Raw genomic sequence first — 24,925 nt, forward strand, 5'->3', positions numbered from 1 at the left:
GTTTCTTGGCCGCCCGGCTTTAAGGGCCAGCTCACAGGCGGTTCCCAACGATCACCAAGGTGCTGTGGTTCCCTGGAAGGTGCATGACCTCGATCACGGGGGCGCGCAGTGTAGCAGAGGTGGACCTACTCCTTGTGAAGGGGCTCACGAGCACCCCATGTCGGTGGGGTGGATACTCGATGGCATGAGCACCACGGAGCGTCCCAGGATCCTCGTAGTTGGCGGGGGGTACGTAGGTCTGTATGCGGCGCGCCGCATTCTCAAGAAGATGCGGTACGGCGAGGCGACCGTCACGGTCGTCGACCCGCGCTCTTACATGACGTACCAGCCCTTCCTGCCCGAAGCAGCTGCCGGCAGCATTTCGCCGCGGCACGTCGTCGTACCGCTGCGACGCGTGCTGCCCAAGGCCGAAGTGCTCACCGGACGTGTCACCACCATCGACCAGGACCGCAAGGTAGCCACGATCTCGCCGCTGGTCGGCGAGGCGTACGAGCTGCCCTTCGACTACCTGGTGGTAGCGCTCGGTGCGATCTCCCGCACCTTCCCGATCCCCGGCCTCGCCGAGCAGGGCATCGGCATGAAGGGCATCGAAGAGGCCATCGGCCTGCGCAACCACGTGCTTGAGCAGCTCGACAAGGCCGACTCCACCACCGATGAAGAGGTCCGCCGCAAGGCGCTCACCTTCGTCTTCGTCGGCGGCGGATTCGCCGGCGCGGAGACCATCGGCGAGGTCGAGGACCTGGCGCGGGACGCCGCCAAGTACTACTCCAACGTGAAGCGCGAAGACATGCGCTTCGTGCTGGTCGACGCCGCGGACAAGATCCTTCCCGAGGTCGGGCCCAAGCTCGGCAAGTACGGCAAGGAGCACCTCGAAGGCCGCGGCATCGAGATCTACCTCCAGACCTCGATGGACTCCTGCGTGGACGGCCACGTGGTGCTCAAGAACGGCCTTGAGGTCGACTCCAACACCATCGTGTGGACCGCCGGTGTGAAGCCCAACCCGGCACTCGCCCGCTACGGCCTGCCCCTCGGCCCCCGTGGACACGTCGACACCTCCACCTGCCTCCAGGTGCAGGGCCTCGACTACGCCTGGGCCGCCGGTGACAACGCCCAGGTGCCCGACGTCGCCGCCCGCAAGGCCGGCGTCGAGAACGCCTGGTGCCCGCCGAACGCCCAGCACGCGCTGCGCCAGGCCAAGGTCCTCGGCGACAACGTGATCTCCGGGATGCGGGGCTTCCCGCAGAAGGAGTACAGCCACGCCAACAAGGGCGCGGTGGCGGGCCTCGGCCTCCACAAGGGCGTTGCGATGATCGTCGTGGGCAAGGTGAAGATCAAGCTCCGCGGCCGGCTGGCGTGGTACATGCACCGTGGCTACCACGGTCTGGCCATGCCGACCTGGAACCGCAAGATCCGGGTCTTCGCCGACTGGACGCTGGCGATGTTCCTCAAGCGCGAAGTGGTCTCGCTCGGTGCGATCGAGACGCCGCGCGAGGAGTTCTACGAGGCCGCCAAGCCCACCCCGGTCGCCGCACAGGCGGCGCCCGCCCCCGAGAAGGCGAAGGCTTCCTGACCTCGCCGTTCACCCGCAGTACCTGACCGAAGGGCCGTCCGCCATCCGTGGTGCGGGCGGCCCTTCGCCATGCCCGCGCTCCACCGCCCCGTACCCCGCACCACGCCTGCGTGAAGTGGTGCCCAAGGCTCCCCGGGAGCGGCGCCCCGGGCCCTTGGGCACCCGTTCGAGGCGGTGGATCCACACCGCCGACCGAGGGGCGCGCGGCCCGATCCGTGCGGGAGCGCCCCCGCGGTGGGAAGCACCCACAGTGCGTGCGTTGTTCACCGATCAGTACGTGTCATCGATGTGCATCACCGATGGGTGTCGTCGGTGATGCGCATCGGCACACGTCGTCGGTACGCGCATCGGCACACGTCGTCGATGCGACGGAACGAGCAGTGGTACGCACGCAGGCAGCACCCCACCACGGAGGTCACACCATGGCCGACGCCGCACAGCGGTTGACCGCCCTTGCCGAGGAGTTGCTCGGCACGCGCTTTCCCGTCCGCATCCGGGCCTGGGACGGGTCGGAGTCGGGACCGCCCGGCGGGCCGGTGCTCGTCGTACGGCACCGCAGGGCCCTGCGCCGGCTGCTGTGGCGGCCCGGTGAGCTGGGATTGGCACGGGCCTGGGTGGCCGGGGACATCGAGGTGGAAGGCGATCTCTACACCGTTCTCGATCAGCTGTCCGGGTTCCTCTGGGACCGGAAACCGGATGCCCCGACGGGTCGGGGGACGGACGCGAGACCCCGACCGGGGGCTCAGCCGACCGGCCCGGTGGGCCGGCTGGCGCGGGCCACACGGCGCACCACCACCGCCGTCGACAGCCGCCTTCGCTTCCTGCTCGACCCCTCGATCCGCTCGGCCGCCCGCACCCTCATCCGCTGGGGCGGACCGCTGCCCCCGCCTGCACCGCCCGTCGAAGAGGTCCGCCGCCGCCACGGCCCGCTCCACACCAAGTACCGCGACCGCCAGGCCATCAGTCACCACTACGACGTCGGCAACCCGTTCTACGAACTCGTCCTCGGCCCGTCCATGGTCTACTCCTGCGCCTACTGGAAGTCCGGCCCGTCCGGCCCCGGCGGTGCCGTCCCGGAGACATTGGAGGACGCCCAGCGCGACAAGCTCGACCTGGTCTGCCGCAAGCTCGGTCTGACGGAGGGCCAACGGCTGCTCGACGTCGGCTGCGGTTGGGGCTCGCTGGCGCTGCACGCGGCCCGTGAGTACGGCGTCCGGGTCATCGGCATCACGCTCTCCCGGGAACAGGCCGCGTACGCCCGCAAGCGCATCGCGGAAGCCGGTCTCACCGACCGCATCGAGATCCGCGTCCAGGACTACCGGGACGTCAGGGACGGGCCGTTCGACGCGATCTCCTCGATCGGGATGGCCGAGCACGTCGGTGCCGCCCGCTACCGCGAGTACGCCGACCGGCTCCACGCCCTGCTCGCCCCGGGCGGGCGGTTGCTGAACCACCAGATCGCCCGTCGTCCCGAGGGCGATGAGTCGGCCTATCGACTCGACGACTTCATCGACCGGTACGTCTTCCCGGACGGTGAGCTGGCACCCCTCGGCCGTACGGTCGGCACGCTGGAGGAAGCGGGCTTCGAGGTGCGGGACGTGGAGTCCATCCGTGAGCACTACGGCCTCACGCTCCGCCGTTGGGTGGCCAATCTGGAGGAGCACTGGCCGACGGCGGTCCGTCTCACCTCGCCGGCTCGGGCGAGGGTTTGGCGGCTCTACATGGCCGCGAGCGCACTGTCGTTCGAGCGCAACAGGATCGGCGTCAACCAGATCCTGGCGGTGCGGACCCGCCCGGACGGTACGTCGGACGTGCCGCTGCGCAGCCGTACCTGGAACTGAACGGGCCCGCGCGGGACGTCACCGAAAGGCCCCGCGCCGCCGAGCACGGTTGCTCGGCAGCGCGGGGCCCGGGATGCGGCGGTGACTACTCCGTCTTGATCGCCGTCAGCATGTTCAGGCGGGCGGCGCTGCGGGCCGGCCAGAGGGCGGCCAGCACGCCGACCACACCGGCCAGCAGCAGGAACAGACCGATGCGGTCCATCGGGATGACCAGCTCGTAGTTCGGGATGCTGCTCTTGAACGTCTCGCCGATCGCCCAGGCCAGGAACGAGCCCAGGACGACTCCGATCACCGCGCCGAAGACCGAGATCACGATGGCCTCCAGACGGATCATGCGCTTGACCTTCGCCCGGTCCAGACCGATCGCCCGCAACATGCCGATCTCCTGCTGACGCTCGAAGACCGACATCGCCAGGGTGTTGACCACTCCGAGGACCGCGATGATCAGGGCCATGCCCAACAGTCCGTACATCATGTACAGCATGGTGTTGATCATTCCGCCGAACATATTGCGGATGTCCTGACGGTCCATGACGTTCATGCCGGGGTTGTCGCCGAGCGCGTCCACCAGGGCCTGCTCATTGGCCTTGGTCTCGCCGCCGTCCATCTTCAACCAGATCTCGGAGATGTAGGGCTTCTCGTAGTGGGGGTCGGCCAACGCGGTCGAGACGACGAACGGCGAGAGGAACTCGTTGTTCTTGTAGACCGCGCCGATCGTCAGGTTCAGCGACTTGCGGGGCTCGCCGTCACCGATCTTGACGGGGAGGGAGTCACCGGCCTTCCAGCCGTTGTCCTTCGCGACCGTCTCGGCGACGGCGACCTGTCCTTCGGCGAGGGTGGACAGCGAGCCCGAGATGGTCTTCATGGTGAAGACCTTCTCGACGTCACCCGGGGTGACCGCGGAGACGGCCCGGTCCTCGCCCTTGACCTCCATGTCCATCGCCTGCTGCGGAGTGACGGCCTCCACGCCCTTGGCCCGCTGGAGCGCTTCGAGCGCCGAACGGTCCATGGAGCCGCCGTTGGCCATGCTCACCATGTAGTCACCGCGGACGTTGTCCGTGGTCATCCGGTCGATGGCCTGGCCCAGCGTGACACCGATGACGGTCAGACCGGTGACCAGGGTGAGACCGATCGCCAGTGCGGAAGCCGTGGCACCGGTACGGCGGGGGTTGCGGACCGCGTTCTGTCCCGCGAGCTTGCCGGAGACCCCGAACAGCCGCTGGAGCAGCGGCTTGACCACCGCGATCATCGGACGGGACAGCAGCGGGATCAGGATGATGACCCCGATGAGGGTGAGGAACGCACCGGCGCCGATCATCAGCCGACCGTCGTTGCCACCGGTCGAAGCACCGGCGAGGATCGCTGCCGCACCGGCCGCGGTGATGATGCTGCCGATGGTGTTCCGTACGACCAGGGACTTGGTCGAGGCCACCGCGTGCACACTGCTCATGGCGGCGACCGGGGCGATCTTCGCAGCGCGGCGGGCGGGCAGCCAGGCGGCGAGGACGGTGATCAGCACACCGACGGCGAGCGCGGCGAGCACGGCCGTGGGGGAGACGACCAAGGGGCCGTTGGGGAGCTTCGCGCCGAAGGTGCTGATGGCGGAGCGCAGCCCGACGGCGAGCCCGAGCCCGAGGACGAAACCGACGACGGAGGAGAGGAGACCCACCACCAGTGCTTCGAGGATCACCGAGCGCTTGACCTGGCGGCGGGACGCGCCGACGGCGCGCAGGAGGGCGAGCTCCTTGGTGCGCTGGGCGACCAGCATGGTGAAGGTGTTGGCGATCAGGAAGGTGCCGACGAACAGCGCGATGGCCGCGAAGGCGAGCAGCATGTTGTTGACCGCGCTCAGCTCGGACTTGATGTCCTTGGCCTCCTGGTCGGCCAGCTTCTGCGCCGTCTGGGCCCTCGCGCCCTCCGGGAGCAGGGGCTTGACCTCGGCCAGGAGCTTCGTGTCCGAGGTGCTGGTCGGGGCGCTGACGGTGATGTCCTGGTAGAAGCCGGGCTTCAGATACAGCTTCTGGGCCACGGCGGTGTCGAACAGGACCAGACTGCCGCCCGCGTTGACCGCTCCGTCCTCGGTGGTGAAGATTCCGGAGAGCTTGTACTCCTGCACCGGCCCGTTGGTGGCGACACGGACGGAGTCGCCGACCTTGTACTTGCCCTTGCTGGCGGTGTCCTTGTCCAGGGCGATCTGTCCGGCCTGTGCCGGGCCCGAGCCCTGGGTGAAGTCGTACGCGGCGTCCTTGCCGTCCTTGCCGGGGGCGTAGTTGCCGCCCTTGTTGGCCCAGCCGCTGCCGATCAGCTTGCCCGACGGGTCGGCGACGCCGGCGAACCCGGAGACCCGGCCCGTGACGTCGGTGACGCCTTCCAGCCCCTTGATCTTCTGGAGGGCGGCGGCCGGGATGCCCTCCTCCTTCTCGGCGCCGGGACCGATCTCGGAGGTGGAGCCGTTGGCCACCACGGCGATGCCGTCGTAGCTCTTGGCCGACTGCTTGCTGAAGGCGTTGCCGAGGGTGTCGGTGAACACCAGGGTGCCCGAGACGAAGGCGACGCCGAGCATCACGGCGAGCGCTGTCATCAGCAATCTGGCTTTGTGCGCGAGCACATTGCGCAAGGCGGTACGGAACATGTCAGTCAGTCCTGTGGTGAGAGCCGGAGGTCGACGGGGCGGCCGATGGTCAGCTGGTCCGGCCCTTGGCGTCGAATGCCTTCATCTGGTCGAGGACGCCGTCCGCGGTGGGGTGCAGCATCTCGTTCACGATCCGGCCGTCGGCCAGGAAGATCACGCGGTCGGAGTAGGAGGCGGCCACCGGGTCGTGGGTGACCATGACAACGGTCTGGCCGAGTTCGCGCACCGAGTTGCGGAGGAAGCCGAGGACCTCGGCACCGGAACGGGAGTCCAGGTTTCCGGTGGGCTCGTCACCGAAGATGATGTCCGGCTGGGAGGCGAGGGCACGAGCGACGGCGACGCGCTGCTGCTGGCCGCCGGAGAGCTGGGTGGGGCGGTGGCTGAGACGGTCCCGCAGACCCACCATGTCGATGACGGTTTCCAGCCACTGCTTGTCGGGCTTGCGGCCGGCGATGTCCATCGGGAGTGTGATGTTCTCCAGGGCCGTCAGCGTCGGCAGCAGGTTGAACGCCTGGAAGATGAAGCCGATCTTGTCCCGGCGCAGCTGCGTGAGCTGCTTGTCCTTGAGGGTGCCGAGTTCGGTGTCGCCGATGCGCACGGAGCCCGAGCTAAAGGTGTCGAGACCTGCGACGCAGTGCATCAGCGTGGACTTGCCGGAGCCGGACGGGCCCATGATGGCGGTGAACTCGGCCTGGCGGAAGTCCACGGTGACTCGGTCGAGCGCGACCACCTGGGTCTCGCCCTGTCCGTACACCTTGGACAGATCCGTGGCGCGGGCGGCCACGGCGGTGGCGCGGTGTGCGATGGGCGTGGTGGTCACGAGGAGGGGCTCCTGTCACGTCGGCTGTGAGGCTTGCTGGGGACGTGTTCCATCCTGGTTGCCCTCTTCGAGCCGATCGTCAGCCCCCGTGCCCGTTCCCGGGGCCCTCTTTGGGCGGACTGAGGAGGACGGTCGTCCTCCTCTGGTATGACGGCGCCCCTGAGGGGGAATGAGCCCGCGGACCGGAGGGCGGGCGTCCGTTCTCGCTCCCTGTCATGGCTCCTCAGAGGCGGTCGGACGGCTCGGCATTCCGCTGAGTGATATAGGGGAAGTGCACGCGACGGGGCCGGTGTGACGAGGGTGACTCGGAGGCGGATGCCGCCCGGCTGGGTCGACTCGGTGGGTAAGAGGTCGAACCAGTGGCAGTTGCGGCGAATTTCCGTCAATCACGTGTCAACGCATGTGTGCCCACCTGTTGGGATGGCGCCGTCAGGATCTCCCTTCACCTGGGCTGACGCACCCTCAAGCGGCAATAAAATAAGACAACATCGGGCCAGGGGGGCACCGGGCGTATCGATCTACCCGGATAGGCTCCTGTGCTTACGCGGAGCCGCGCACCTGGCCCGGATGGTGGAATGCAGACACGGCGAGCTTAAACCTCGCTGGCCTTCGGGCCGTGCCGGTTCGAGTCCGGCTCCGGGCACTCTCCGGAGTCGAATCTCGACCCGGAGTGGTTGAATCCTTGACCTCCATTGACTCGCTGAGGTCACACGTTCGAGTGATTTCGATGCCCGGCCGGTCGTTGGGGTGGTACTCGCTCTTTCACTCGCTTGCGACTGCACCGTGCACAGTTGTCCCGATGGCTGATCGTCGGCTCGGGCCACTACCTGGTGGCTGTGCTCGACGGGGCCGGGACGGTATGCCGCCATGTCATGTCGAACAGGGAGTACGCCGCGGTGGCTATCGGGCCGAACAGTCGACTACAGCCCAAACCTGGCGCCCTTCGGTGCTGGCCTCCGTTCCGCAGCTCACTACGCCGAGTTCCTGGAGACGTGAGAGAACGGGATCGAGGGCTGACTCCCGCCCGGCCTGGTGGCTCAGGACGAGGGCGAGGATCTGACGGTTCTGCTCACCCAAGTGCAGGCCCACGCGGCGGCCACCGTCGCGAAGAACCGTTCGCATCAACTCACGGACTACGTCATTCAAGTGACGGGGTGCATTGAGGGTCCACCGCTTGGGTTGATCTACTACGCGCTCCACCGCTTTCGTCTCCGCCCATGGTCGGGACTCCATTGACCAGCCCGCGCCTCGACGGTTTGCCACGATGGTCCGGCCCCGCTCCCAGGTGAGGGCAGCGGGGGGACCCGGCGTGACCGGAGTCTCTGGAGGCGGTGGGGACGGTGGCCGCTTGTGCGGTGGCGGAGTCTTCGGCGGAAAGCCCGGCCGCAGCCGGGCGTTCCGCGTGCCCGGCCGTAGCGCGCAAACAATTCGACGCCGGCGTCGCCCTTGCCCGCGATCCGTACGGCTGCGGCTCCAGCCCGGTCGGGACCTCCCGGGACCGACGGGACGCGGCGATCGGCAGTATCGCCGTCATCCGGTACGAGGTCAGCTCGAGTGTCGGGGAGTCCGGGAACGGCTGTAGGTCGCCTACGCGCGCATATCCCCACTGCTCGTAGAGTCGTCGTACGCCGGGCTTGCGTGGCTCGACCATCAGCGTGACGCGCTCCTCCGAACGGCTGTGCAGGAGTTCTTCGTGGATGCTCTGCGCGGCGCCGGTCTTTCTCCAGGGTGCGCGGACCATCAACTCGAAGAGGGCCAACATCGCGCGTACCGGTCTCTGTCGTCTCGTGCTTGGCTAGCCCCGACCACCAGCGGGTGGATTCAGGAAGCGCCGCCGCGTAGGCGTAGCCCACCGGCTGGTCGCCGTCGTAGCCGACTACCGCAGTCCACCCGGGTCGGGAAATGTGACCTTGGAGTCGGTCCTGGAACCGGTCCAGGGACGTGAAGGGGTCGTCGAGTCGGTCTGCATACACCTCGGCGTAGACATCGATGAGCGTGCCTCGCACGGTGGCAACGTCGGGGAGCCCGAAGCGACGCAATGTCACAGTCATCCAGGCCGGCTTCGATCGGGGCCCTAGGGAGTTCGATAGCCGCCGGCGGATCATACGCGCCGGCTTGCTCGCACCCGCGATGCCACCGGAGCGCGCCCTACGGCAGGCTGTACGCGCATGGACGCCGTTGAACTGGTGTCAGTTGGCCGCCTACGTCTACTGGCTGGGGTGGACCAGCCCTACTGCTGCCGCCACCGCGGTCGCCCATGGATATGGTGCAGCGTGACCGGGCGGGTTTGGCTCGAAGCCGCCCGCCCCCTCGATACCGGCGGGCGGGGCCGCTGCTCAGCCACTGCGCAGGTGGTGAAACATGAGGAGCGCGGCTGCCATGTTCGCGGCGGGGACTTCACCGCGGGCGATGAGTGCGGGGACGTCCTTCAGGGGCACCCACTCGCGGCGGGATGATTCGAAGTCGTCTTCCGGGTGGCCGATGTAGGTGGCTTGATCCGACCAGTAGATGTGATGGCGTGCGTAGGCGAGACCGTCGAATGCCTCACCTGCGACGGAGGGCGGCATATTCCCAGCGGGATGTGACGGTCCGGTCAGCCTTCAGGCGTCAGTCCCCACGCGCAGTAGCAGTAGGTCGAACTCCGGGCCATCTGCGGTGTTCCGGTAGGGGCCGGCGTACTGGTAGCCGAGGCGGGCGTAGAGATGGTGGCCGTGCCGGTTGGATGGCAGCGCGAGGAGTGATGACCAGCGTGGGGCGATGGACCTAAGTAGCTCGCCGTGTATCCGGGTGCCGATGCCTCGGGACTGCCATGGTGGGCGGACGGCGAGTTCACACAGGCCCATCAGCCGCTCGGTCCGTGCCGCTTCGGGGACCCGGTCGACAAGATCGGGGCCGAACCAGTACGCCGCGGTGCACGGGAACGCGTACCCGAAGCCGACCGCGGTCCCGCCCGCGTAGGCGACAACGAGGGCGAACCCCTGGTGCTTGAGGTGCCCGGTGATCTGACGGTGGAGCGCGGGTACGGACAGGCCCTGGGCCTCGGCGCCGGGGTTGTCGACCAGCTCGGGGTGCGCGTCCGCCCAGATGTCGGCGACGACGTCGAGCATCGGCGGGACCTTGCCGGGCCCGTAGGTGCGGATCACCATGTCGGTGCTGGTGGTCACCGATTCCTCCTCAGCTGATGCCGGTGGTGGCGCGGTACTCTTCCAGCCAGTCGGCGACCGCAGGGACGGCGGCATGCCGCTGGAGCGCGCTCTCGACATTGTGCAACTGCTTCAGTAGCCGGTCGGAGCGCACCCCAGGAAGGTACGCGAGGACGCGTCCGGCCGCCTCGGCTGCCGCCTCGGGGTCGGGACGTGCCCTCACCGCATGTTGGATGGCGATGTCCGCGGTGTACAAGGCCCTGTTCCGGGCGAACGCATCGCCGTGGAGAAGGACGGCCTGTTCGGCCCCGGCGGCGGCACGCTCGTGCTGGTCCAGGTCCGCGCGAGCCAGGGCTTCCAGCCCGGCGAGTTCGGCGGGCGTGAAGAACTCCAGCCATCCCGGGTCGGGTTCGGCCGGCCCCTGGGCGTAGAGGTGGTGCGCGCGCACGATCGCCTTGTCTGCGGCGCTGTGGTCCCCGAGTAGGGCCCACCCGCCGGCTTCCCGCATGGCGAACAGGCTGAGCATCCGCGGCGATCCGAACCGGCGCACGGCGCTCTGCGCGCCCTGGGCGGAGCTGATCGCCTCGCGGGGCCGCCCGGACGCCTTGGCCAGCAGGGACAGACAGCCGAACGCGTGCCCCTCCAAGCCGAAATCGTCGGCAATCCGTGCTGCGGCCAGGGCCTCCCCGTAGAGGGAGCGGGCATCAGCGGCGCGGCCAGAGTCGTAGGCGAGCCATCCGGCCGCGATGCTCAGATGCCCGGTCGCGGAGCGCAGCTTGCGCTCCGTGTCGTGGCTGTAGCTGCTCTCCTGTAGCCAGCCGTAGGCAGTGTGAAGGGCCTCGGCCGCTCCCCGGCGCAGCGCGGCTGAGCCGTGGTCGTGGTCGTGGCCATAGATGGTGGTCACCGCATCGTCGACGGCCTGGACGGCGGCGGCCCCGATCCGGCTGGGCCGCTCCGAGGGCAGCGCGCCGAGGGGGACCAGAGACAGGGCGCCGTCGAGGAGGAAGTCGCGGCGGTTCACGGGCAACTCCTCATACTCCGACGGTGCGACGGTTGATCGGGCGATCGCTGTGGGGGCGGCGAGGTGGAATCCGAGCTGCGCCATGGTTCGTCCGGTGAGCTGGGTGAGGATCCGCCGATAGACCGCTCGCGGGCAGACGACCTCCCCGTCCTCCCATGCAGCCACCAGTCGCGACGTGCAGCCGACGCGCTCGCCCAGTTCCTCGCCCGTGGCCACGACGAGCTTCGCGAACTCCTGCCGGCTCATCTGGAATTCGCCCACGCGGACAGCGCGCAACTGCGCGTTGGGGGGATTGCGGCGGTCAGCCATGCGGGCTCCGGGACAGTCCACGGGATGACGGGTGCGGTGACCGTACCGCCCCTGCCCTGCTTCATGCCCCGGGAACAGGGCTCGATCACCCGTCGTGGCCGGACTTGCATCGTTCTTACATCGCGCTGGCGTCGATTCCGCCTGGGAGACGCTGGTTCTGTGGAGGGACAAGCCGACACCAGGGGGCACCTGTGATGACGATGCGTGTGTATGGAGTGAGGCCGGACAGGTCTCGCTATTCCGTGTCACCCGAGGTCGTGGTGGACACCCCCAGCGGTCCGCAGACCTCGCCGACCCTGGTGACGACCTCGGCGTATCCGCCGTGCCGCTGTCCTCGCTGCGCCGCGAAGGGCCGGTGATTGTGGTGGATATGCAGACGTGGCGGCCTGCGTGGGCCCGTGCCGCCTCGGCAGCGAACGCTCTGCGCGGCGCACTCGCCGAGCTGCGCCTACCCGAGCAGGCACTCCGCTCCATCACACCGGCCGAGGGCCGCCCGTGGTGGATGTTCCCTCCCTGCGGTCCTGGCGAGCTCTGCCCGCCCCACAGGATGATCGTTCTGGTCACCCTGGGCCAGGAGGTGCTGCGCGAGTCCCACCATGCGGCAGGTCGAACGAGCGCCCTCACGGCGGTCGCGGTCAGTTATGCCGAGACCCTGCCGAGAGTGCCTGAGTCTGCGCGCAGCGCGCGACGGCTCGCGTCCTCGGCACTGAGTGCCTGGGGCTTGGAGGGCGCTAGGGACGCGGCTCAACTTGTCGTTTCCGAGCTGGTTGCGAACGCTTTCATGCACGCGTCGGGCCCTCGGGTGCGGGTAACTGTTACGAGGCAGGACAGGGCTTCTGTGCGGTTGGTCGTGACGGATGATGACCCGAGGGCTATGTCCACAGACCGAAGCGCTGATGACCAAGCCGAATCCGGTCGTGGTCTAAAGCTTGTGGCTGCTCTTTGCGACGGCCGGTGGGGCTTCGATGTCCTGACCCACGGCAAGTCCGTGTGGGCTGTCTTTACCGAGGCGCAATGAGCGGGCTCGCACGTCGCCCGGCATCGAGCAGCACGGGTTCCGAGGAGTGCTTCCTGTACTGGGCCCAGGTGATTGCCCACTATCCCCCCGAGAGGGACATCCTCGGAGTGTTCGTGACTCCGTATGCGGCGCGGGCGATGCGGTGGCTATGTGTGCAGGCGGTGCGCATTGCCAACGGCCTGGACCTCGAGCCCGATGTTCCGTGGTCGGCCGCCCTCATCTCCATTGACGCTCGGCTCACCCTCGACCTTGACCTCGGCGACGCGCCGACCACGCTTCGGGCATGGGTCGCGGACGAGGACGCTCGGCGCCCGATCGTGCAGAATCTTAAGGCTGGTCAGCCCTTCTCCTTGGAAGTCGCTGACTGGGCAGGTCGATACGAGTTCACGGCCCGGCCCTGGCAATCTCACGAGCCGGGCGGGCTCATTTGGGATTCCGTGGCCGCCCTTCCTCAGCGAGCACCATAAGCGCTTTCCTTCTCCGCGCTGAATGACCTTCTGCGGCGCCTCTCTACCCGCCTTGCCGGGCTGAATTGATGCCTTCCTGCTATATCTGGCAGAGCGACCACACCCCTACTCGATAGAGCCCGTCCCCAGGCCCTTGACGCCTCCATCTTGCCTTGATCACCTTTCTTTCCCTGTATCTCACTATGGGACGTTTTGATGAAGTGCCCAAATCTCCTTCCGTTTCGTCGGGCCGTTCCGAGAGCTCCTGTTCCCGGGGGAGGGGGCAGGCAGCAGACGATATCGAGCACTTTGCGGGCGCTTAGCTGCAACGGCTTCCGGAGTACGGGAGCAGGCGGCATTCATGACCGTCCTTGCTTATGTTGCCTATCAGTAGCCATTCATTCTCCCTTCTTGTGTTCTCGACTGGAAACTTATGACCGGAACCGATATGGAACCTCGTGGAAGTTGCGATCGCCACGCGCTGGATGTGGAACGGCAGCTCCGGGGCCTCGGGCTCACCCCGACCACGACCCGCCGTGACGGGATCTCCTACCGCACGCTGCCCGAAGGGACCGGCTGGTGCCAGACGCTCTCCGTGCCGGAGGAGGCATGGCCGCCCGATGCGACCCAATGTGCTGTCGTGCGCTGGTACCCGGACAAGATGTACAGGCGCGATGGCGGTACCGGACATGTCCCCGCGGGTGCCGAGGAGCACTGGACGCACCGTACGTCGGACATCATGGAGCGCCTGCGCGCCCTGGGTTTCCAAGCCGCCCGCAGGCCCGCATCGCGTACCGACCCTCCAAGCACACGAAGAACTCCTCGTCTGGCGCCAGCTCGAGGCACGGCCCTGGCCGCCGCGGTGTGCCTGGTTTGGCTCGGAACCGGCCAGGCCGCACTTCGGCCAACAGTCACCCGCTTCTGCGGAGCGCGAGGCGCTACGCCGCGTGCTGAAGCAGGCGGAGCGTCAATGGCCCACGCTTCGGGGAACGTTGGCGGCGCAGTCGGCTTCGCCCGTGTGGTGGCCGCCGTAGGCGGAGACGTGCGTACGGGTGCTGTGGCGGCCGGCCGTGCAGTACCGGCGCTGTCCGAACGGCGCAGTCCCCGCCCGGGCCGCTCGCCACTGGCGCGTGGCTATCGCTCACTGACTGCCCGTCATCTCGGGTTCCTCCGGCGCTGGTCCAGGGCTCTGCCAGCACTGATGACGGGCTGCCGCTCCGCTGTGACGGCGGAAGCGGCCACACCCCGCCCCTGTCCGGGGCCGGACTCAACCATGGAGACTGTTGTGACTGCCCGCTTAATCAACACTGCCGGACAGGCGGCGTCCTGCTACTTCCGAACCACCGTCGACAGCCCCTACCGCAAAGCGCTCATCCAGATCTGCGAGCCGTGCAACGAGAAGTGCGCGCATTGCTTTGTCAGTGCGACGAAACGCGGCAACTACATGCCCCTGGACCAGGTCCATGTCCGGTTGATTCCGCAGCTCGCCCAAGCCCGTGTCACGCGGGTGACCCTCACCGGCGGCGAGCCGTTCATGCACCCCGACCTCATCGAGATCGCCGACGCTTTTCGCCAGGCCGGCATGGGCGTCGGTGTGTGCACCAACGCCACCATGGTGACTGACGAACAGATCGCCGCCCTGGCCGACATGGACGCACACATGAACGTGAGCATGGATGGCTTCTCTGAGGACTCGCACAGCCGCTTCCGCGGCCGACTGGGGTCATTCACGGAGACCGCTGAGACGATTCGGCGGTTTGCCCAGGCTGGCATCCTCCAGGGGTTGCTGTGCACGCCGAACAATCTGGCTCAAGACCATGAGTACGAGGAACTGGTGCGCTTCGCCCAAGAGCAAGGCGCCACCTACGTCCTGATGAATCCGCTGGGCCCCATGGGGCGCGGGGAGAACTCGCAGCGCACACTGGCCCGTCCGGACGACCACATGCGGCACATCCGGGCCGCGACCGTGGCCGCTGCGGCGGAAGACCTGGATGTCGTGCACATCCGCTTCCCGAATGACGATCAGCCCCTCGCCGGCTGTGAGGCTGGCAGCATCATCTACGTGTTCACCGACGGCGCCGTAGCGGTCTGCCCGTACCTGGTGTTCGCGGCCAGGGCGAAGGTCAGCCAGCACCCGGACACGGACTTCCTCGTCGGCAACGTCTGGGAGCACGACGACATCGCCGCGCGGCTGGATGCGTACGGGAAGTTCAGCGATCACTGGACCGTCGGCGCGAACCCCACCTGCGGTGCCTGCTCACTGTCGGGCTCCTGCGGGAAGGGCTGTCCGGCCGCCGTGGTCGCGTCCGGGCAGCGGATCGGCGCCGTCGACACCGAGCAGTGCCCCATCGTGCCGAAGCGGACGCGGATGCTGCCCGTGGTAGGTGTCTCATGACCGAACGCACGGGCCGACCGGGATTGTTGGTCGCCGTCGAAGGGCCGGGCGGCGTGGGGAAGTCCACCGTCACAGCCGCCGTGGCCGGGTTGCTGGCCGAGCAGGGGGTGCCGGTCCTCGCCACGAGAGAGCCGACGGACACCCCTTTGGGGGACCTCGCACGCCATGGCACGGACGAGTACAGGGGAATGGCACTCGCGTGCCTCGTAGCGGCCGGCCGGTACCAGCACGCGGAGGAGATCCAGCCGGCCCTGGACCGGGGGAAGGTGGTCGTCTGCGACCGGTACATTGCCAGCTCCCTGGCCCTCCAGTGCATGGACGGCGTTGACCGCGATTTCATCTGGCTCCTCAACGAAGGAGTCATCCAACCGGATCTGACGGTGATGCTGACCGCGCCTCCCGAGGTACTGGCGGAACGACTTGCGACCCGCGGGGCGTTGCACAGCCGATTCGAGGTAGAGGATGACACTCGGCTGATCGAACTCGGCTACTTCATCGAGGCCGGTAGGTACCTCCGGGACCGAGGGGCGCCAGTCCTTGCTGTAGAGGCGACGATCCCGCCGAGCGAGGCCGCCCGCCCGGTCGTGGCTGCCATCACCCGTCTCATGAAAGATCACAGATAGATGCCACTGAACGTACTGACGTTCAACCTCAACAACCCCTCCCGGGAGCGCGCGGAGAGGCAGCTTGCCTACCTGGCGGCCCGCCCCGAGCACGTCCTGGTGCTGACGGAGACGGCGAACAGCGCGGGATGCGGATACCTGGCCAACGAGTTCGAGGGGGCCGGCTATCACGTCACGTTTCCGCTGCCGTCGCGGGAGGCGCGTGAGCGGGGCGTGATGATCGTGTCCCGTCTGGCCATGCATCCCTTCCCTCTGACGTTGGAGTACCTGCCGCACCGGGCAGTCGCGGTCACGGTCGACACCGAGGAGGGGCCGCTCAACGTGATCGGTGCCTATGTGCCCTCCCGGGACGCCACCGAGACCAAGAGGGAACGCAAGCGGCGGTTCCTTGAAGAACTCGCAAGCGCACTACCGACCGGCCACGCGGGTGCACGGCTGGTGATGGGCGACCTCAACGTCCTGGAGCCGGACCACACCCCCCGGTACCGGTTCTTCCAGCCGTTCGAGTACGACTTCTACACCGGGCTTAGCGGCCTCGGATACACAGACGCCTTCCGTCACCTCCACCCCGATGCGCCGGAATACTCCTGGGTCGGGAAGACCGGCGACGGATACCGCTACGACCACGCCCACATCTCGACCGGGCTACACGATGCCCTCCGCACCTGCACCTACGTCCACGAACCACGTACCGCTGCGCCGCCCCGGCTGACCGACCACTCAGCCCTCTCAGTGGGCCTAGCCGTCACCGCGACAGAACCGCTCGCGGTTACCGTCCCGGGAGCGTCCGTGTCGGCCCTTTTCTGATGTCCACCTCCGGAGGAGAACACCTGATGACGAACACCGAACCTTCCGGGACGTGGGAACGCGTCGAGTTGCTGCGCGCGTGGCTGGACTCGGAACTCACCCCGGCCACTGAGGGGTCCGTCGAGCTGTGGCGTGTGCTCAAGATCGGCGAGGAGTTCGGCGAGACCGTCGAAGCGCTCCACGGAGCACTCGGCGCCAACCCCAGGAAGGGCAAGTCGCACACCTGGGATGACGTCAGCAAAGAGCTGTGCGACGTCATTGTGACGAGCATGGTGGCCCTGGCGACATGCGCGCCGGACGCACCCGAACTGCTTGACGCCCGTCTGCAACATCTCGTCGACCGGGTTCTGTCGCCCGTCCGGTCAGGAGCGCCCGGCGCTGATGCCTGATCACCCGGGATTGGTCGCTCTCGACGACCAGCTTCGTGCGGCGGGTGCCGACGCTGCGGCATGGCTGGAACAGAGAGGCGGCGGGAAGGGCGCTTCCACACGGGTCGAGCAGGCCCCCCGATGGCAGCGGGATACGTCGGCCTACGTTTGCGCGGTGGTTGAGGCAGGGGAGGCCAAGATCTGCCCGCACCTCGCCGACGGAGGCGCTCAACCTGTTGTGGTCCACGCCGAGCACCCGGATGAGTTCAACTGCCTGTCATGCTCCAAGGACCGCGCCGCTGAACGAATCTGTCTGGAGTGCGGTAACGACGCCGGGTTGGCCCTCTTCGGATGCGCCGAGAGCACCTTCAGGAGTCTCGCATTCCTCTACTCGCGAGTCGTTTGCGAGCCCTGCATCGAATCGGCGGCGGCCTGATCTACGGCTCGATCCTGATGCCGGCGTCCCGTACGCGGCTCGACCTCCACCAGCTCTAGGCGCTGGCCGGCGAAGAGTCCCCTCATAGGAGACGCCTCGGATCATTGCGTCTTCGATGAGGTCGTCATCGGGCATCCGGGCCGGCCGTAGGGCGGTGCCTCTCGTCCGGGGCGCAGCGGGAGTGCGGGGGTGGTTTGCTGCTGCGGCGGTGGGAGGCATGGCGCCGGAGCCTAGCAGCGGGTGGGTATCGGTGGTCAGGAAACGGGTCAGGGGGCGCGGCCCGACGCCTGGAGCTGGCTGACTCGCTCTCGTCTGGGACGAAACGGGGGTTACGGGATGCGGCCGACGAGGTCGATGGCGATCACGACCGGCTGGTTCTGCCTGATCGTGTACCAGACCCGATAGCGCCCGACGTGCATCCGGTACTTGCCTTCGCCGCAGTCCCGTGCCCCGGAGGGGCGGGGGTTGCTCCCTAGCAGGTTGACGCTGTCGAGTACCTGGTCGACGCCGGCGGGGTCATCCTTGCGGTACCGGGCAAGGTTGTTCTTGGCCGCGACCTCCCAAACGATTCGGCTCATGAGGCCATCCGTCCGTTCAGCTCATCCCGTAGTTCCTCGGTGGTCGTTGTGGATGTGATGCCGCGCAGCTGGTTCATTTGGCCTTGGAGGAGCCCGAGGGCGTCTTCCAGCACTTCGAGGACGGCCGGGGAGATGATCACCGCGACGGTCTCGCCGGAATCGTCGGTCAGCGATAGCGACTCGGCCTCGTGGGCGAAGGCCAGCGCCTTTTCGGCGTCGAGGGCGGGGAAGTTGCCTTCCTCTTCACGTCGGGTGAGGGCTTCCCGGGCTTGAGCTACGTAGCGGGTGACCGCGTCGAGTTGTCGGGATGCGTCGGCGATGGAAAGGGTGTCCACCGGTCCTCTGCGGACGTGGCCGTGGAGCTGTGCAGGGTCCATGCGCATCACCGTGGCACAGCGCGGAACGGGCCGACAAGGACGCCCCGCACGGATGCATCCACCGGGTGAACCGGGTGCGGTGACGCGTTCCGGCCACCTGGATCCGGCCGGCTCTCCGGGGGGTGCGGGCGGGCCACGGAGCGGCGCGTTCAGCGGCGTGAGGGGCGATCTACCAGGCACTTTTCGCCTGTGCGCCAGCCGTGCGCCAACTGGCGCACGGGGTACCGGCTCGTTGCCCCTAATCGGGCCTAATCGGGCGTGGATGGGGCTGTTTCTGGAGAGGCGTCGCAGGTCAACGCCCTGACCTGTGACGATGCGGCGGGCCGTGCCGGTTCGAGTCCGGCTCCGGGCACTCTCCGGAGTCGAATCTCGACCCGGAGTGGTTGAATCCTTGACCTCCATTGACTCGCTGAGGTCACACGTTCGAGTGATTTCGACATCGACTGGTCGTCGGCTGGTCGCCTTCCAGTGCGCTCGGTCATCCCTCGCGGGTCGTGGGGGCGGGTTGCCCGGAGGGTGCGACCCTCACCGTCGTACCCGTGAGGGCGCCCGGGGCGAAGTTGGCTTGATTTCCACTGCCCAGACGCCCCGCCCGAATGTCCTCTGCTTCCCCTCTTCCTTCCCTTCCTCCTCGCTCCATTCCTTCGCCCCCGCTGCTCCGCTTCCCCGCTGCCCCGCTTCCGTCGTCCCGATCTTCGGATGGGCCGGGACGCCGACTGTCGGCTCGTCGGCCATCGGCTGCTGGACGCTCCCGCCATCCCCGTGCTCGCTTCCCTCTCCCGTGGCGATCGTCTGGGCGTCCGAAGTGATCGGGGCGTCCGAAGTGATCAGAGTGATCCGCGGCACCCCCGATGGGTGCACGGCCCGCCACACCTCCGAGTGCGGGCGAAATGCCGGGAATCGCCTGTTGTGTGGGTCACGATCGGGAAAGATCCTCCTGGAGCATTAGGGTGCTTTCTTTGCACCCGCATTACTCTTGACGCAAGGCCGCGCAGGGTGGCCATGGAGGAGTGAGATGAGGAGCAGTAACCCGGTCTTCTCGCGACGGGGGTTCAGCCGCGACAACGGCTATGCGGGCTTCAACGCGCAGCCGCAGGCCGGGGGCCCCGCCGTAGCGACCAACCCCTACGCCGAGGGCACCGGCAACCCGTACGCGACCAACCCGTACGCACCGGCTGACACCCAGCTCGGCGGGGACCAGCAGACCCCCGCCCGTTCCAACGTGATGACCATCGACGACGTCGTCTCGCGCACCGCGATGACGCTCGGCACGGTCGTGGTCACCGCAGCCCTCTCCTGGTTCCTGCTTCCGGTCGACCAGGACAGCATCGGCAAGTCGTACGGCATCGCCATCGGCGCCGCGCTCATCGCGATGGTCCTGGCACTCGTCCAGGCCTTCAAGAGCAAGCCGGTTCCGGCGCTGATCCTGAGCTACGCCGCGTTCGAGGGCGTCTTCCTCGGAGTCATCTCCAGCGCGGTCAGCACCTACATCAGTGCGGGTGTCGTCCCGCAGGCGGTCCTGGGCACGATGGCGGTCTTCGCCGGCGTGCTCATCGCCTACAAGATGCGCTGGATCCGGGTCAACCGTCGCTTCTACGGCTTCGTCATGGCCGCGGCGATGGGCTTCATGATCCTGATGGCGGTGAACCTGCTGTTCGCCCTGATCGGCGGTGGAGACGGCCTCGGCTTCCGCAGTGGCGGCCTCGGCATCCTCTTCGGCGTCATCGGCATCATCCTCGGCGCGTGCTTCCTCGCCCTCGACTTCAAGCAGGTCGAGGACGGGCTCACCTACGGTGCGCCGCGCGAGGAGTCATGGCTGGCGGCCTTCGGCCTCACCCTGACCCTCGTCTGGATCTACCTGGAGATGCTGCGTCTCCTGTCGATCCTTCAGGGCAACGACTAACACGTCGTACGAGAGGGCCCGCAGGCGCTGCCTGCGGGCCCTTCCGCATGTCGGGGGGACAAGGGGTCGTCGGGACGAACCGCCGGGGGACGGTTACAGCAGTCTGCGGGCGGCACGCCTCAGGTCGTACTCGTGGATGATCGCCTTGGCGTGGCCGTACGCGAGATCGTGTTCGCCCCGGAGCCAGCTGACCTTCTCCTCGAAACGGAAGAGGGAGGGGCCTTCCTCGACGGTGCGGAGCCAGTCGGAGATCTCGCGACCAGTGCATTGAGGGATTCGGGAGAGCAGATTGCGGTGGGTCTCTTCGGAGAAGACTTGGGACATCGGCGCCTCCGGACGCGTTGCGCGTGTGCTCCTTCCGGACACCGTGCCTGAGGGTTCGCGTATTGGCAACAGTCCGGGACGGGCGCATAGGGTCGCGATGTGCTGGATACGACAGAGTTGACCGCGGTCGCCGACCGCTTCGCCGACCGTCTGAGGGTCGCCCCCCAGAGCCGCCTCCAACGCGGGGCTGCGGCCGAGGCGCTTGCGCTGGCCAGGGAGTTGTCCCTGCGGGCCCAACGGATCGAGGCCCCCGAGCAGGAGCCCAGGACCATGCCGGACGTCGGGCTCTTTGCAGTTGCGGACCAACTGCTCGTGGCCGTGTCGGATTTCGCCGAGGCACTGCGAACGGCCCCGTCCCGCCCTTCGGCGGATGTGGACGAGGCCGTGACCTTGGTCAGGGAGGCTACGGAACGCGCGTTCCGCTGAGGAGTGTCTTCGCGGTGGTGCCGTCCGCCCGGAGGGCGGGTCTGATGGACTCAGAGTGAGGCTATGACGCGGTCGGCGAGTATGTAGACGCTCTCCTCGCCGCAGATGAACGTCAAGGCGTACGCCCCGGAGACGCTGGAGCCGCCCAGCAGGATCGGTGTGTCACCCGAGCGCAGGGCATGGGCGAGGCGCTCCGCGGTCTCCCGGTGGCCCGGGGTCATGCAGAGGGTCGTGCCATCGGTGAAGACGTACACGTCGAGCGTGCCGAGCGGCCCCGGCCGTACGTCCGCCAGTTCGGTTCGGGCCGAGGCGAGCTGCTCCAGGCGCTCCACGGTCCGCTCGTGGTCGGTGACGACCGGCGTCTGTACGGGGACGAAGTCCGGGTGGGAGGGGTGGCGGCGGCGGGCGGCGGCCAGCTCGGGCGAGTCCTCGGCGAACTCGGTCACCTCGGGGAGGTCGGCGAACTCGACCAGATCGTCCTGAACGGCTTCGATCGCCTCCAGGTCCAGGGCCTCCAGGCCGATGAAGTCGCTCTGCCGGGGAACGTAGAACGGCAGTTCGTCACCGGGTGCGCCCAGACCGCTCGCCAGGGGCGCGGGAGCGTCGCCCGCGAGGGCGGGCGCGTCCGCGGCGTCACGGGACTCCTGGGCGGCCCAGAAGGCGCGGGCCTCGGCGAGCTCCCGTTCGCGCTCCTCGGCGAGGGCTTCCGCGACCGCTGCCCGGATCTCGGCGACGGGCGTCGCGCGTGCCTGGGGCACGACGGCGACGGGGTGCTCGGTGCCGACGCGATGGAGGTCGGACAGTTCGGTGCGAAGGGCCGTGACCTGCCGGCGAAGCCCGTGGGCGGCGTGCAGGGCAGCGGCACCCACGACCGTTGCGGCGGCCGTGGTCAGCAGCAGGGCAAGAGACAAGGCGCTCACTGACGTACTCCCGTTTTCGTCGACACCCCCGACTTCCTACCTCAGCTTGCGACGGGTCTGGCCAAGCTGTCAGTGCATTACGTCACAAATTGGACAGGTCTTTTGGCCCGGTGTTTACTGCCAAACAGGTTTGACCTGCGGTTATATGGGCCGTGCGGGGCGTAGGTCACATCCTGGGGCAGTTTCGGTCACGAGTTGGCCCTGGGTGCCAAGGTGGTGGCACGCGGTGGCAATCGACCCGACTACTGGCTGTCGCACAGTGGTCAGAAGTGGTCAGAAGCGGTCCTCCGGGGCAGGTCCGCGTCAGCTCGGTGAGCGGCTCGGTCCGGCGCTGCGCCGTGCAGCGCCGCGCCGGACCGAGCCGGGTGTCGCTCAGCTGAGTCGCTCGATGACCATCGCCATGCCCTGGCCGCCGCCGACGCACATCGTCTCCAGCGCGAACTGCTTGTCGTGGAACTGGAGGCTGTTGATCAGGGTGGCGGTGATCCGGGCGCCGGTCATGCCGTAGGGGTGGCCCACCGCGATCGCGCCGCCGTTGACGTTCAGCTTGTCGATGTCGATGCCCAGATCCCGGTAGGAGGGGATGACCTGCGCGGCGAACGCCTCGTTGATCTCGACCAGGTCGATGTCGTCCACGGTCATCCCGGCCCGGGCGAGCGCCTGGCGCGACGCCTCGACCGGTCCGTACCCCATGATCTCCGGGGAGAGTCCGGAGACCCCCGTCGAGACGATCCGGGCCAGCGGGGTCAGTCCGAGTTCGCTCGCCCTGGTGTCACTCATGATCACCAGGGCGGCTGCGCCGTCGTTGAGCGGGCAGCAGTTGCCGGCGGTGATCAGCCCGTCCGGGCGGAAGACCGGCTTCAGTCCTGCGACGCCGTCCAGCGTCACTCCGGCGCGGGGGCCGTCGTCCTTGCTCACGACCGTGCCGTCCGGGGTGGTGACGGGGGTGATCTCGCGCTCCCAGAAACCCCGGGCGATGGCGGCCTCGGCCAGGTTCTGCGAGCGGACGCCGAACTCGTCCATCTCGCGCCGGGTGACGCCCTTGAGTTGGGCGAGGTTCTCGGCGGTCTGGCCCATGGCGATGTAGGCATCCGGGAGCAGACCGTCCGCCCGCGGGTCGTGCCACGGTTCGCCTCCGCCTTCGGCGGCCCTGGCGGTACGCGCCTGGGCCTGCTCGAAGAGGGGGTTCTGGGTGTCCGGCAGACCGTCGGACGAGCCCTTGGCGAAGCGGGAGACCATCTCGACCCCGGCCGAGATGAAGACGTCCCCCTCACCGGCCTTGATGGCGTGGAAGGCCATGCGGGAGGTCTGGAGCGACGACGAGCAGTAACGGGTGATCGTGCAGCCGGGCAGATGGTCCATCCCCATCTGTACGGCCACGATCCGACCGAGGTTGTGCCCCTGTTCTCCTCCGGGGAGGCCACAGCCGAGCATCAGGTCGTCGATGTCCCTGGGGTCGAGCTCTGGCACCTTGTCGAGGGCGGCCCGGACGATCGTCGCGGTCAGGTCGTCGGCCCGTAGGTCCTTGAGGGAGCCCTTGAAGGCCCTGCCGATGGGGGAGCGGGCGGCGGAAACGATGACGGCTTCGGGCATCGAGGGCTCCAGGAGCTGGGGGAGGGGTTCCGTCGGAAATTACCTGTAGGTAGCAGTGGGGTCACGCGTCCTGGTGTGTGATCGTCACCTCAATTCTAAGCGAGCGCTCGCTTCGTGGCCTTTCGGGCACGGAAGTGAGGGGCGGAACGGTCGGTGGAGCCGGTACGGATTGCTCCGCTGCGCACGCCCGTCGCCCGACGGGTCCTCCTGCCGAGGGCGCGCCCGTGAGCACGGGCGCGCGACGGCCTCGGCGAGGTCCGGATCCGGAAGGGAGGGGGCTAGGACATGCGAGCCCAGCAAGATCCGGAAGAAGGGCGCTAGTGGTGCGTGGCCTCCGTGGGTGACGGTTCGGTCGCGTCCGGGGTCGACGGGGGCTCGGGCAGCCGCCGCCTCCTGCGGTGCTTGAGCAGTGCCCAGGGCGCACGCGCCCCGGTGACCTCCGTACCGGCCTCCTTCGCCGCTTCCGCCGCGGCCTGTGCCACCGGGAGCATGCCCTCGTCGCGACGGGCGTCCGGCCGGTCCGACTCGGGCCAGACCCCGAGCGCCGCGCAGACGGTCGGCAACATCGCCATCGCCGCCGTCGCATAGCCCTCGGCGGAGGGGTGGTAGTTGTCCGCGCCGAACATCTCCCGCGGGTTGGCCGCGAACTCAGGCCCCAGCAGATCCCCCAGCGAGACCGTCCGTCCGCCCTGTTCCACCGTCACGATCGTCTGGGCGGCCGCGAGTTGCCTGGACGCCCTGCGGGCCAGCCAGCGCAAGGGTTGGTACACCGGTTCGATCGTGCCCAGATCGGGGCAGGTGCCCACCACCACCTCGGCACCGGACGTACGCAGTCTCCGTACTGCGGAGGCCAGATGGCGCACCGATTCGGTGGCCGGGATCCGGTGCGTGACGTCATTCGCGCCGATCATGATCACACAGACGTCCGGTTGTCTGGAGATGTCCGCCAGGAGGGCGGTGACCTGCCTCTCCAGATCGTCCGACCGCGCCCCGGGCAGTGCGACGTTGCAGACTTCTACCGGCCGTTCCGCGACCGCCGCGAGCCCCGATGCGAGCAGCGCCCCCGGGGTCTGGCCGGCTCTGCGCACCCCCTGGCCCGCCGCGGTGGAGTCGCCCAGCAGTCCCAGGAGCATCGGGTCCGTGCGCCCGAAGGCCAGCCCGTAGAGCCCGTCACCGCGGGGTGGCACGGGCGCGGTGCCTCCGCCGACCGTGCGTTTTGCCAACTGCACCTCTGCGACCACCACGCCCATGGTCGCCACTCCGAGCAGGCCGATGCTCCCGCCGCCGTAGGCGGCGCCTGCTGCGATGCGCCGTGCCACTCTTGCCCTCGACACCGTCCGGACCTCCTCTCCTCGCCCTCCGACGCTGCGAGCTA

Annotated in this window: 20 protein-coding genes, 1 tRNA gene and 1 pseudogene; 11 read left to right on the plus strand and 11 right to left on the minus strand. The window is 68.1% G+C overall.

Translation table 11 applies throughout. From position 1 onward, the window contains the following. The first annotated feature begins 184 nt into the window (after window positions 1-184). On the plus strand, window positions 185-1,570 hold the full coding sequence (locus tag ABZ348_RS22750; RefSeq protein ID WP_329020016.1) for an NAD(P)/FAD-dependent oxidoreductase: 1,386 nt from the start codon (window positions 185-187) through the stop codon (window positions 1,568-1,570). A 422-nt stretch (window positions 1,571-1,992) separates the two neighbouring features. Then, window positions 1,993-3,411 carry a cyclopropane-fatty-acyl-phospholipid synthase family protein gene (locus ABZ348_RS22755; RefSeq protein WP_358935802.1) on the plus strand — a complete coding sequence of 473 codons (1,419 nt, stop codon included), beginning with the start codon at window positions 1,993-1,995 and terminating at the stop codon, window positions 3,409-3,411. A gap of 85 nt (window positions 3,412-3,496) precedes the next feature. On the opposite strand, the gene ABZ348_RS22760 is transcribed toward ABZ348_RS22755, so the two are convergent. Further along, on the minus strand, window positions 3,497-6,043 hold the full coding sequence (locus tag ABZ348_RS22760) for an FtsX-like permease family protein (RefSeq protein WP_358935804.1): 2,547 nt from the start codon (window positions 6,041-6,043) through the stop codon (window positions 3,497-3,499). 49 nt (window positions 6,044-6,092) lie between these two features. Further along, window positions 6,093-6,863, minus strand: a complete 771-nt coding sequence (locus ABZ348_RS22765) for an ABC transporter ATP-binding protein (RefSeq protein WP_358935806.1) — start codon at window positions 6,861-6,863, stop codon at window positions 6,093-6,095. 561 nt (window positions 6,864-7,424) lie between these two features. Between ABZ348_RS22765 and ABZ348_RS22770 the strand changes: the two genes are divergently transcribed. Beyond that, window positions 7,425-7,506: transfer RNA gene (locus ABZ348_RS22770), tRNA-Leu, on the plus strand. Between the two features lie 1,693 nt (window positions 7,507-9,199). Here the strand turns inward: ABZ348_RS22770 and ABZ348_RS22775 are convergent. The 3 genes and pseudogenes from ABZ348_RS22775 to ABZ348_RS22785 form a co-directional block, all read right to left on the minus strand. Continuing rightward, window positions 9,200-9,400 (minus strand): annotated as a pseudogene (locus ABZ348_RS22775) (NUDIX hydrolase); the annotation flags it as partial. Between the two features lie 63 nt (window positions 9,401-9,463). Further along, complete coding sequence (locus ABZ348_RS22780; protein ID WP_358935808.1) at window positions 9,464-10,027, minus strand: GNAT family N-acetyltransferase; 564 nt, start codon at window positions 10,025-10,027, stop codon at window positions 9,464-9,466. A 10-nt stretch (window positions 10,028-10,037) separates the two neighbouring features. Next, entirely contained in the window at window positions 10,038-11,336 is a 1,299-nt protein-coding gene (locus ABZ348_RS22785) for a hypothetical protein (protein ID WP_358935810.1), read from the minus strand. Between the two features lie 547 nt (window positions 11,337-11,883). Between ABZ348_RS22785 and ABZ348_RS22790 the strand changes: the two genes are divergently transcribed. The 6 genes from ABZ348_RS22790 to ABZ348_RS22815 all read left to right on the plus strand — a co-directional run bounded on the left by ABZ348_RS22790 (window position 11,884) and on the right by ABZ348_RS22815 (window position 17,014). After that, window positions 11,884-12,354 carry an ATP-binding protein gene (locus tag ABZ348_RS22790; RefSeq protein ID WP_358935965.1) on the plus strand — a complete coding sequence of 157 codons (471 nt, stop codon included), beginning with the start codon at window positions 11,884-11,886 and terminating at the stop codon, window positions 12,352-12,354. Beyond that, complete coding sequence (locus tag ABZ348_RS22795) at window positions 12,351-12,821, plus strand: hypothetical protein (RefSeq protein ID WP_358935812.1); 471 nt, start codon at window positions 12,351-12,353, stop codon at window positions 12,819-12,821. The genes ABZ348_RS22790 and ABZ348_RS22795 overlap by 4 nt, the downstream gene beginning before the upstream one ends. A 949-nt stretch (window positions 12,822-13,770) precedes the next feature. Beyond that, window positions 13,771-15,195: a radical SAM protein gene (locus tag ABZ348_RS22800; protein WP_358935814.1), complete on the plus strand. Its 1,425-nt coding sequence runs from the start codon at window positions 13,771-13,773 to the stop codon at window positions 15,193-15,195. Continuing rightward, window positions 15,192-15,818, plus strand: a complete 627-nt coding sequence (gene tmk, locus ABZ348_RS22805) for a dTMP kinase (RefSeq protein WP_358935816.1) — start codon at window positions 15,192-15,194, stop codon at window positions 15,816-15,818. Before ABZ348_RS22800 ends, tmk begins: the two co-directional genes overlap by 4 nt. After that, a complete protein-coding gene (locus tag ABZ348_RS22810) occupies window positions 15,819-16,625 on the plus strand; it encodes an endonuclease/exonuclease/phosphatase family protein (RefSeq protein WP_358935818.1) in 807 nt (268 codons plus the stop codon). It abuts the gene before it with no gap. A gap of 26 nt (window positions 16,626-16,651) precedes the next feature. After that, a complete protein-coding gene (locus ABZ348_RS22815; protein ID WP_358935820.1) occupies window positions 16,652-17,014 on the plus strand; it encodes a MazG-like family protein in 363 nt (120 codons plus the stop codon). 744 nt (window positions 17,015-17,758) lie between these two features. On the opposite strand, the gene ABZ348_RS22820 is transcribed toward ABZ348_RS22815, so the two are convergent. Together ABZ348_RS22820 and ABZ348_RS22825 are read right to left on the minus strand one after the other, a co-directional pair. Next, window positions 17,759-18,007, minus strand: a complete 249-nt coding sequence (locus tag ABZ348_RS22820) for a type II toxin-antitoxin system RelE/ParE family toxin (protein ID WP_358935822.1) — start codon at window positions 18,005-18,007, stop codon at window positions 17,759-17,761. Continuing rightward, the gene (locus ABZ348_RS22825; RefSeq protein WP_358935824.1) at window positions 18,004-18,384 is read right to left on the minus strand and encodes a hypothetical protein; all 381 of its coding nucleotides are present in this window, start codon (window positions 18,382-18,384) and stop codon (window positions 18,004-18,006) included. Before ABZ348_RS22825 ends, ABZ348_RS22820 begins: the two co-directional genes overlap by 4 nt. A 1,015-nt stretch (window positions 18,385-19,399) precedes the next feature. Between ABZ348_RS22825 and ABZ348_RS22830 the strand changes: the two genes are divergently transcribed. Further along, the gene (locus ABZ348_RS22830) at window positions 19,400-20,287 is read left to right on the plus strand and encodes a Bax inhibitor-1/YccA family protein (RefSeq protein WP_358935826.1); all 888 of its coding nucleotides are present in this window, start codon (window positions 19,400-19,402) and stop codon (window positions 20,285-20,287) included. A gap of 93 nt (window positions 20,288-20,380) precedes the next feature. Here the strand turns inward: ABZ348_RS22830 and ABZ348_RS22835 are convergent, their stop codons facing one another. Beyond that, a complete protein-coding gene (locus ABZ348_RS22835; RefSeq protein ID WP_329020001.1) occupies window positions 20,381-20,611 on the minus strand; it encodes a DUF4287 domain-containing protein in 231 nt (76 codons plus the stop codon). A gap of 99 nt (window positions 20,612-20,710) precedes the next feature. Between ABZ348_RS22835 and ABZ348_RS22840 the strand changes: the two genes are divergently transcribed. Further along, window positions 20,711-21,037 (plus strand): hypothetical protein, encoded by a 327-nt coding sequence (locus ABZ348_RS22840; protein WP_358935828.1) that lies wholly within the window; start codon window positions 20,711-20,713, stop codon window positions 21,035-21,037. A 50-nt stretch (window positions 21,038-21,087) separates the two neighbouring features. Here ABZ348_RS22840 and ABZ348_RS22845 read toward each other — a convergent pair whose 3' ends face one another. The 3 genes from ABZ348_RS22845 to ABZ348_RS22855 all read right to left on the minus strand — a co-directional run bounded on the left by ABZ348_RS22845 (window position 21,088) and on the right by ABZ348_RS22855 (window position 24,869). Next, the gene (locus ABZ348_RS22845) at window positions 21,088-21,957 is read right to left on the minus strand and encodes a hypothetical protein (RefSeq protein WP_358935830.1); all 870 of its coding nucleotides are present in this window, start codon (window positions 21,955-21,957) and stop codon (window positions 21,088-21,090) included. Between the two features lie 372 nt (window positions 21,958-22,329). Next, window positions 22,330-23,550, minus strand: coding sequence for an acetyl-CoA C-acetyltransferase (locus ABZ348_RS22850; protein ID WP_358935832.1), 1,221 nt, complete (start codon window positions 23,548-23,550; stop codon window positions 22,330-22,332). Between the two features lie 317 nt (window positions 23,551-23,867). Next, entirely contained in the window at window positions 23,868-24,869 is a 1,002-nt protein-coding gene (locus ABZ348_RS22855; RefSeq protein ID WP_358935967.1) for an SGNH/GDSL hydrolase family protein, read from the minus strand. Window positions 24,870-24,925 lie beyond the last annotated feature (56 nt).

This window comes from Streptomyces sp. NPDC005963, assembly GCF_040638655.1.
Lineage (GTDB): Bacteria > Actinomycetota > Actinomycetes > Streptomycetales > Streptomycetaceae > Streptomyces.